Source organism: Paenibacillus sp. EPM92, from assembly GCF_016586185.1.
GTDB classification, from domain to species: domain Bacteria; phylum Bacillota; class Bacilli; order Paenibacillales; family NBRC-103111; genus Paenibacillus_G; species Paenibacillus_G validus.
In genome coordinates, this window is the sequence record NZ_BCPS01000137.1 from 1 (window position 1) to 722 (window position 722).

General features: G+C 54.4%; 1 protein-coding gene. It reads left to right on the forward strand.

The window, feature by feature from the left end:
- Positions 1 to 356: 356 nt before the first annotated feature.
- On the forward strand, positions 357 to 722 hold a 366-nt coding region (locus JMF85_RS27835; protein ID WP_236596031.1), incomplete at its 3' end, for a ParB/RepB/Spo0J family partition protein.

Below are 722 nucleotides of genomic sequence, written 5' to 3' on the forward strand. Positions count from 1 at the left end.
AAGAGGGAGCGTTCCCTCCGTTCTGTTCCTTGAAAACCCAATACAAGCTTTCCGGTACGTTCCCCATGCAGCCTTTTAGGAAAGCCAATATGCATACTCGCCATGACCATATTGCCCCTATCCGGCCGTTCAACATGCAGGGCAAGATGAGAGCGATTCCGTGATGCGTAGCGAAATGGTGGTTCCATTTTCGGCGATGACCTGCATGGAGGAACCATGATACTTCCGTCCAGCCAATGGGGGCGGCCCACAGCGATTCTGGGGGAGGCGCGGCATGCACCTATGAGGGCAGTCAACCGCTGTCCGCCGGAGAAGCACTACGAATCATGCAAATGAAGTCTAGGAGGTGTGGAAACGTGGCAGAAAAGGAACAGCGGCGCGCCGGCATCAAGCTGACAAGTGTCGATGATTTGTTCGTCACGGAGGAAAGCCGACAGGAGTCAGCGCGGGAAAAGGTGCTGGAGCTCCCGCTTGCGGAGATCAGCGATTTCCGTGAGCATCCGTTCAAGGTGAGGACGGATGAAGCACTGCTGGAGATGGCCGAGAGCGTTAAACAGCATGGGGTACTGGTACCTGTTCTAGTTCGTCCAAAAGTGGATGGCGGTTACGAGATGGTGGCCGGACATCGGCGGAAAAAGGCAAGCGAATTGGCCGGAAAAGAGTCGATTCCTTGCCTTATACGTGAACTGGATCACGACCAGGCTACTATTATTATGGTAGAC